The 7,466-nt window shown below is 67.2% G+C and carries 8 protein-coding genes; all 8 read right to left on the bottom strand.

The features are described from left to right. Positions 1-146 precede the first annotated feature (146 nt). A complete protein-coding gene (gene nuoI, locus Q0L11_RS09505; protein WP_296596900.1) occupies positions 147-638 on the bottom strand; it encodes an NADH-quinone oxidoreductase subunit NuoI in 492 nt (163 codons plus the stop codon). 2 nt (positions 639-640) lie between these two features. Beyond that, positions 641-847, bottom strand: a complete 207-nt coding sequence (locus Q0L11_RS09500) for a hypothetical protein (protein WP_296596899.1) — start codon at positions 845-847, stop codon at positions 641-643. Continuing rightward, a complete protein-coding gene (nuoH, locus tag Q0L11_RS09495) occupies positions 844-1,923 on the bottom strand; it encodes an NADH-quinone oxidoreductase subunit NuoH (RefSeq protein ID WP_296596898.1) in 1,080 nt (359 codons plus the stop codon). The genes Q0L11_RS09500 and nuoH overlap by 4 nt, the downstream gene beginning before the upstream one ends. A gap of 7 nt (positions 1,924-1,930) precedes the next feature. Further along, on the bottom strand, positions 1,931-3,973 hold the full coding sequence (gene nuoG, locus Q0L11_RS09490) for an NADH-quinone oxidoreductase subunit NuoG (RefSeq protein WP_296596897.1): 2,043 nt from the start codon (positions 3,971-3,973) through the stop codon (positions 1,931-1,933). 5 nt (positions 3,974-3,978) lie between these two features. Beyond that, positions 3,979-5,292 carry an NADH-quinone oxidoreductase subunit NuoF gene (nuoF, locus tag Q0L11_RS09485; RefSeq protein ID WP_296596896.1) on the bottom strand — a complete coding sequence of 438 codons (1,314 nt, stop codon included), beginning with the start codon at positions 5,290-5,292 and terminating at the stop codon, positions 3,979-3,981. Further along, positions 5,292-5,972 (bottom strand): NADH-quinone oxidoreductase subunit NuoE, encoded by a 681-nt coding sequence (gene nuoE / locus Q0L11_RS09480; RefSeq protein ID WP_296596895.1) that lies wholly within the window; start codon positions 5,970-5,972, stop codon positions 5,292-5,294. The genes nuoF and nuoE overlap by 1 nt, the downstream gene beginning before the upstream one ends. Positions 5,973-5,979: 7 nt before the next feature. After that, complete coding sequence (locus Q0L11_RS09475; RefSeq protein ID WP_296596894.1) at positions 5,980-6,330, bottom strand: nuclear transport factor 2 family protein; 351 nt, start codon at positions 6,328-6,330, stop codon at positions 5,980-5,982. Then, the coding region (locus tag Q0L11_RS09470; protein ID WP_296596892.1) for an NADH-quinone oxidoreductase subunit D at positions 6,327-7,466 on the bottom strand (1,140 nt) is incomplete at its 5' end. The genes Q0L11_RS09475 and Q0L11_RS09470, both read right to left, overlap by 4 nt.

Below are 7,466 nucleotides of genomic sequence, written 5' to 3'. Positions count from 1 at the left end.
GCCACGGTCACCGCCGCCATGAGGTAGAATGCGATCGCCTGCAGGGCCATTCGGCTCTTCTCTGTCCCTCGGTTTCACTCGTCCCGACGGCGGCGCGGGGGCCGGTCGGCGGGGTCAATTGCAGTGCTTTGAATCGCGCCGCGGTCTTAGCGGTACGGCGCGTCCAGTTCCAGATTCTTCGCGATCTCGCGTTCCCAGCGGTCGCCGTTATCCAGCAGGCGCTCCTTGTCGTAGTAGAGCTCCTCGCGGGTCTCGACGGCGAACTCCAGGTTCGGGCCTTCCACGATGGCGTCCACCGGGCAGGCTTCCTGGCACAGGCCGCAGTAGATGCACTTCACCATGTCGATGTCGTAGCGGGTCGTGCGGCGGCTGCCGTCGGCGCGCGGCTCGGCCTCGATGGTGATCGCCTGAGCCGGACAGATCGCCTCGCAGAGCTTGCAGGCGATGCAGCGCTCTTCTCCGTTGGGATAGCGGCGCAGCGCGTGCTCACCACGGAATCGCGGGCTCTGCGGGTTGCGCTCGTGCGGGTACTGCACGGTCTTCTTCGGCGCGACCATATACTTCATGCCGAGGCCGAAGGCGCCGACGAAATCCATCAGCGCGGCGCCCCTGAGGGCCTGTCCGATCCGGTTCAGCATCGCTACTTCTTCTTCTCGCAGGCGTAGTCGTCCAGGTACTGGACGTCGCCGTTCTTCTGGAGCTTCAGGGTCCCACCCTTGGCCGCGCAGGCCTCCTGGGCGGCCTTCAGGTCGTCGTAGGTCGCGATCCCGCCGCTGCGGCCGAAGCCGGCGCCGCCGGCGCAGCCTCCGAGCGCGAGCATGACCAGGATCACGAGCCCGGTCCTCATTGCGCCGCCCCGGTCGGGAAGCCGGTGTAGACCAGCCAACCGGCGACCACGAACACGGCGACCAGCGAGGTGGGCAGGAACACCTTCCAGCCCAGGCGCATCAACTGGTCGTAGCGGTAGCGCGGCACGATTGAGCGGACCATCGCGTTCATGAAGAACACGAAGAAGGTCTTGGCGGCGTACCAGAACAGACCGTGCAGGCTCGCCACCCACGAGGGCAGACCGTCGAGGTAGGGCGTCGGCCAGGGGGCGTTCCAGCCGCCCAGGAAGAGCACAGCCATCAAGCCGCTCATCAGGACGATGTTCGCCGTCTCGGCCAAGTAGAACAGCATGTACGGCGTCGAGCCGTATTCCACCGCGTAGCCGGCGACGAGTTCCGACTCGGCCTCGGGCAGGTCGAACGGCGGACGGTTCGTCTCGGCCAGGCCCGAGATGAAGAAGATCACGCCCATCGGGAACATGATCAGGATCAGCGGCAGGTTCTTCAGGCCGCCGCCGAACATGTACCAGTTCCAGATCCAGCCCGACTGGGCCTTGGTGATCTCGTTCAGGTTCATGGTGCCGGCCAGCAGGATCACCGTGATGATCACGAAGCCGATCGAGACCTCGTAGCTGACCATCTGCGCGGCCGACCGCAGCGAACCGAGGAACGGGTACTTCGAGTTCGACGCCCAGCCGCCCATGATGATGCCGTAGACACCCATCGAGCTGACCGCGAACAGGTAGAGGATGCCGACGTTGATGTTCGACACCGCCCAGCCGGGCGCGATCGGCATCACCGCCCAGGCGCCGAGCGCCAGCGTCACGCTGATCAGCGGGGCCAGCAGATAGACCGCCTTGTCGGCGCCCGCCGGAATGACCAGTTCCTTGATCAGGAACTTGCCCAGGTCGGCGAAGGACTGCAGCAGGCCGAAGGGGCCGACGACGTTGGGGCCCTTACGCGCCTGGACGCCGGCGAAGATCTTGCGGTCGCCGTAGATGATGAAGGCGATCGTCAGCAGCAGGACGACAGTGATCGCAAGGATGTGGGCGACCGTCAGGATCGTCCAGCCGATGGGAGTGGTCCAGAACTCCATGGGTCCCCTACTCCGCCGCGATCTTGGCTGCCGCGCCCGAGGCGAGCGAGGCGCATTCGGCCATCGTCGTGCTGGCGCGCGCGATGGGGTTGTTCAGGTAGAAGCTCTTCACCGCGCTCGCGAGCGGCGTATCCGACAGGTCGCCCTTCTTGCCCAGCGCCGCGAAATCGACCGCCGCCGCTGTCTCCGGCACGTAGTCGATGCGGCCGAAGGTCGGATGATCCGCGAACAGCTTGGCGCGGAGCTGGTCCAGGGTGTCGTAGGGCAGCGTGGCGCCGAGGCGTTCGCTGAGCGCCCGCAGGATCGCCCAGTCCTCGCGCGCGTCGCCCTTCGGGAACACCGCGCGCAGGCCCATCTGCACCCGGCCCTCGGTGTTGACGTAGAGGCCGTTCTTCTCGGTGTAGGCGGCCGACGGCAGGATCACGTCCGCGCGGTGTGCGCCGGCGTCGCCGTGGGTGCCCATGTAGACGACGAAGGCCGAGGTCTTCGACAGGTCGATCTCGTCCGCGCCCATCAGGAACAGCAGGTCGGCGCCGCCCTTGGCGACCAGCTCGGCCGCGCTCTTGCCGCCTTCGCCGGGGACGAAGCCCAGGTCCAGGCCGCCGACGCGGGCCGCCGCCGTGTGAAGCACGTTCCAGGTCATGCCGAAGGTCTTGGCCACGCCCGCCGCTGCGTTCAGCACCGCGGCGCTGTCCGCGCGGGTCAAGGCGCCGGCCCCGACGATGATCGCGGGGTTCTTCGCGTCCTTCAGGCCCTTGACGAAGTCGGACTTCGACTTCGTGAGCCCGGCGAGCGAAGCCGGGCCAGCGCCCAGGTGTTCGTAGGCGTAGGTCAGGTCGACGGCCTCGCCGATCACACCGACCTTCAGCGCGCCCGCCAGCCAGCGCTTGCGCAGGCGGGCGTTCAGCACCGGGGCCTCAAGGCGCGGATTGCTGCCGACGAGCAGGATATAGTCCGCGTCTTCAAGACCTTGGATCGACGAGTTCAGCAGCCAGCTCTCGCGCTGGCCGCCGCCCAGGACCATGCCGTCCTGACGGCAATCTAGGCTCTTCACGCCCAGGCCGCCGAACAAGTCCTTGGCGGCCTTCATGGACTCCGCGTCCTGCAGGTCGCCGGCGATGACGCCGATGCGGTCGGGCTGGGTCACGCGGATCGTGGCCGAGACCACTTCCAGCGCCTCGGCCCAGGTCGCCGGCCGCAGCTTGCCGCTCTCACGGATGAAGGGGCGATCCAGACGCTGGCGCGACAGGCCGTCGACGGCATAACGCGTCTTGTCCGAGATCCACTCCTCGTTGACCGCCTCGTTGGTGCGGGGCAGCACGCGCAGCACCGCCGGCCCACGGGCGTCCACGCGGATGGCCGAGCCCAGGGCGTCCATGACGTCGACGCTCTCGGTCTTTTTTAACTCCCACGGGCGGGCATTGAAGGCGTAGGGCTTGGACGTCAGCGCGCCGACCGGGCAGAGGTCGATGACGTTGGCCGACAGTTCCGACGCCACGGCCTTGTCGAGGTAGGTGGTGATTTCAACGTCTTCGCCGCGGCTGATCAGGCCGATGTCCGGCACGCCGGCCACTTCGGTGATGAAGCGGACGCAGCGGGTGCACTGGATGCACCGGGTCATGACCGTCTTGATCAGCGGACCCATGTACTTTTCTTCGACGGCCCGCTTGTTCTCGGCGTAGCGGCTGTCGTCGCGGCCATATCCCATGGCCTGGTCCTGCAGGTCGCACTCGCCGCCCTGGTCGCAGATCGGGCAGTCCAGCGGGTGGTTGATCAGCAGGAATTCCATGACCCCGTGGCGGGCCTTCTTCACCATCGGCGTATCGGTGAAGATCTCCATGTTCTCGGCGGCCGGCAGCGCGCACGAGGCCTGCGGCTTCGGCGGGCCGGGCTTCACCTCGACCAGGCACATGCGGCAGTTACCCGCGATGCTCAGGCGCTCGTGATAGCAGAAGCGCGGGATCTCCTTGCCGGCCAGTTCGCAGACCTGCAGGACGTTCATCCCCGGCTCGAACTCGACCTCGACCCCGTCGACCTTGGCGATAGGCATTCCGATTACTCCGCCGCGATGGAGGCGCCGGCGTAGGAGCCCTTGCGCGCGCGATAGTTGTTGATGCGCTCCTCCACCTCATGCCGGAAGTGGCGGAACAGGCCCTGGATCGGCCAGGCGGCCGCGTCGCCCAGGCCGCAGATCGTGTGGCCCTCGACCTGGCTGGCGACGTCCAGCAGCATGTCGATCTCGGCCATCTCGGCCTCGCCGGTGACCATCCGCTCCATCACGCGCCACATCCAGCCGGTGCCTTCGCGGCACGGCGTGCACTGGCCGCAGCTCTCGTGCTTGTAGAAGTAGGCCGCCCGCGCGATCGCCTTCACCAGGTCGGCGTCCTTGTCGAAGACGATCATGGTGCCGGTGCCCAGGCCCGAGCCCCGCGCCTGCAGGTCCTCGTAGGTCATCACGGCGTCTTCGCATTGCTCCGCCGGGATCATGCGCACCGAGATGCCGCCGGGGATGACGGCCTTGAGGTTCTTCCAGCCGCCGCGCACGCCGCCGAAGTGGTCCTCGATCAGTTGCTTGACGCTGATCCCGACCGCGTCCTCGACCACGCACGGCTTGTTCAGGTGGCCCGAGCCAGCGAACAGCTTGGTGCCGGTCGACTTCTCGGTGCCGAAGCCTGCGAACCAGTCGGCGCCGCGGCGCAGGATCGTCCCGACGACCGAGATCGTCTCGACGTTGTTCACCGTGGTCGGGCAGCCGTAGATGCCGGCGCCGGCCGGGAACGGCGGCTTCAGGCGCGGCTGGCCCTTCTTGCCCTCGAAGCTCTCCATCAGCGCGGTTTCATCGCCGCAGATGTAGGCCCCGCCCCCGTGCTGGACGCGCACGTCCACGTCGTAGCCGAGGATCGAGCCCGGCCCGAGCAGCTTGGCGTCGTAGGCCTGCTTGATGGCGGCCAGCAGGCGCTCGCGCTCGTGCACGTATTCGCCGCGAATGTAGATGTAGGCGTTGTGCGAGCGCATGGCGCGGCACGCGATCACGCAGCCTTCGATCAGCAGGTGCGGATCGTTGCGCAGGATGTCGCGGTCCTTGCAGGCGCCCGGTTCGGACTCGTCGGCGTTGACCAGCAGATAGTGCGGACGCTCGCTCTCCTGCTTGGGCATGAAGGTCCACTTCAGGCCGGTGGCGAACCCGGCGCCTCCGCGGCCGCGCAGGCCCGAAGCCTTCACCTGGTCGCAGATCCATTCGGGGGTCTGGGACACGATATCCTTCGTCCCATTCCAGGCGCCGCGCTTCATCGCACCCTCGAGGCCCCAGTCGTGCAGGCCGTAGAGGTTGAGGAAGATGCGGTCCTTGTCGGCCAGGATGCCCGCCATCACGCCTTCTCCTTGGCCGGCTTGGCCGCCTTGGGCGGCAGGTTGGGGATCTTGACCTTCTTGGCGAGCGAACCGTCGTACAGCTTCGGATCGATCAGTGTCATCGGACCGCCTTCCGGCGCCGAGCCCTGGCGGCCGATGGCCGAGCCGGGCTTCGGCTTCTTGCCGGCCGCGAAGTCGTCCAGCAGCTTCTCGAAGCTCTCTGGGGTCAGGTCTTCGTAGTAGTAGTCGTTGATGGCGGCCATCGGCGCGTTTGCACAGGCGCCAAGGCACTCGACTTCCTGCCAGTAGAGCTTGCCGTCCGGGCTCTTGTGGTTCTGCGGACCGATCTTGCGTTTGCAGACGGCCATCAGCGCCTCGGAGCCGCGGGTCTGGCAGGGCGTGGTGCCGCAGACCTGCACCAGGGCGTGGGTGCCCACCGGCTCCAGCATGAACATCGTATAGAAGGTGGCCACCTCCAGCACCCGGATGACCGGCACTTCCAGCAGCTCGGCGACGGCGCGGATGGCGGGCTCGCTAACCCAGCCTTCCTGCTTCTGGACGAGCCACAGGATCGGCACCATGGCCGACTGCTGGCGGCCGGCGGGGAAGTTCGCCATCCAGCCCTTGGCGGCCTTCAGGGTCGCGGGCGTGAAGGCGAAGCTCTCGGGCTGGTTCGGCGAAAGGCGACGGACGCTCACGCGGGCCTCACTTCACGAAGTCGACGCGGGCGATCTTGCCGCCAGCGAGGGTGTAGATCGGGGCGACCTGGAACGACTCGCCGCCCGGCGCGCGCAGCACCTGCTCGTGGTCGATCACGTGGGCGCCCACGACGATGCGGTTCTTCAGCTCGGCCTTGTTCTGCGGGAACTCGGCGAACAGCTTGGCGTGGCGTTCGCGGATGGCGGCAAGACCCACCGTGGCGACTTCGCCGTTGTAGGCGCCCAGCACGGCGTCGTCCGCGTAGAAGGCGCAGAAGGCGTCCAGATCCTGGGCGTTGTAGGCGTCGAGCTGGCCCTGCACGATGTCGGCGGGACCGAGGGCGGCGTTCGCGGTCACCGGTCGATCTCCCCGAACACGATGTCGAGCGAACCCAGGATGGCCGAAACGTCCGCCAGCATGTGGCCGCGGTTCATCCAGTCCATCGCCTGCAGGTGCGGATAGCCGGGCGCGCGCAGCTTGGCGCGGTATGGCTTGTTGGTCCCGTTCGACACCAGATAGACGCCGAACTCGCCCTTCGGCGCCTCGACGGCCGCGTACACCTCGCCTGGCGGCGGGCGGTAGCCTTCGGTGAAGATCTTGAAGTGGTGGATCAGCGCTTCCATCGACCGCTTCATCTCGCCCCGGCGGGGCGCGGCGATCTTGTGGTCCTCGATCAGCACCGGGCCCGGCGTCTTCAGCAGCCGCTCGCAGCACTGCTTCATGATCTTGGTCGACTCCCGCATCTCCTGCATCCGGCAGAGGTAGCGGTCGTAGCAGTCGCCGTTCACGCCCAGCGGAATGTCGAATTCCATGTCGTTGTAGGCGGCGTAAGGCTGGCTGCGGCGCAGGTCCCAGGGAATGCCCGAGCCGCGCACCATTACGCCCGAGAACGAGCGGGCGATCGCCTCTTCCTTGGTCACCACGCCGATGTCGACGTTGCGCTGCTTGAAGATGCGGTTGCCGCCGAACAGGCCTTCCAGGTCGTCGCAGACCTTCGGGAAGTGGTCGCACCAATCCGAGATATCGCGGACCAGCGCTTCCGGCAGGTCCTGGCGGACGCCGCCGACGCGATAGTAGTTGGCATGCATACGGGCGCCCGAGGCGCGCTCGTAGAACACCATCAGCTTCTCGCGCTCCTCGAAGCCCCAGAGCGGCGGGGTGAGGGCGCCGACGTCCATGGCCTGGGTCGTCACGTTCAGCAGGTGGTTCAGTATCCGGCCGATCTCGTCGTAGAGCGTGCGGATCAGCAGGCCGCGGTACGGCGCTTCGATGCCCAGCAGCTTCTCGATCGCCAGGCAGTAGGCGTGCTCCTGGTTCATGGGCGCCACGTAGTCGAGGCGGTCCATGTACGGGATCGTCTGCTGATAGGGCCGCGCCTCCATCAGCTTCTCGGTGCCCCGGTGCAGCAGGCCGATGTGCGGGTCGACCCGCTCCACCACTTCGCCGTCCAGCTCCAGGACCAGGCGCAGCACGCCGTGGGCCGCCGGGTGCTG

Source organism: Phenylobacterium sp., from assembly GCF_024508875.1.
Classification (GTDB): domain Bacteria; phylum Pseudomonadota; class Alphaproteobacteria; order Caulobacterales; family Caulobacteraceae; genus Phenylobacterium.
Note: the sequence above shows the minus strand (reverse complement) of the source record. Positions and strands in the feature narration are given on the sequence as shown.

What these genes read in the sequence shown, in the direction of transcription:
- nuoF (WP_296596896.1), bottom strand. Translation starts at nt 5,292, where the DNA reads ATGGCGGGCATCCTGGCCGACAAGGACCGCATCTTCCTCAACCTCTAC.
- nuoI (WP_296596900.1), bottom strand. Translation starts at nt 638, where the DNA reads ATGCTGAACCGGATCGGACAGGCCCTCAGGGGCGCCGCGCTGATGGAT.
- Q0L11_RS09500 (WP_296596899.1), bottom strand. Translation starts at nt 847, where the DNA reads ATGAGGACCGGGCTCGTGATCCTGGTCATGCTCGCGCTCGGAGGCTGC.
- nuoH (WP_296596898.1), bottom strand. Translation starts at nt 1,923, where the DNA reads ATGGAGTTCTGGACCACTCCCATCGGCTGGACGATCCTGACGGTCGCC.
- nuoG (WP_296596897.1), bottom strand. Translation starts at nt 3,973, where the DNA reads ATGCCTATCGCCAAGGTCGACGGGGTCGAGGTCGAGTTCGAGCCGGGG.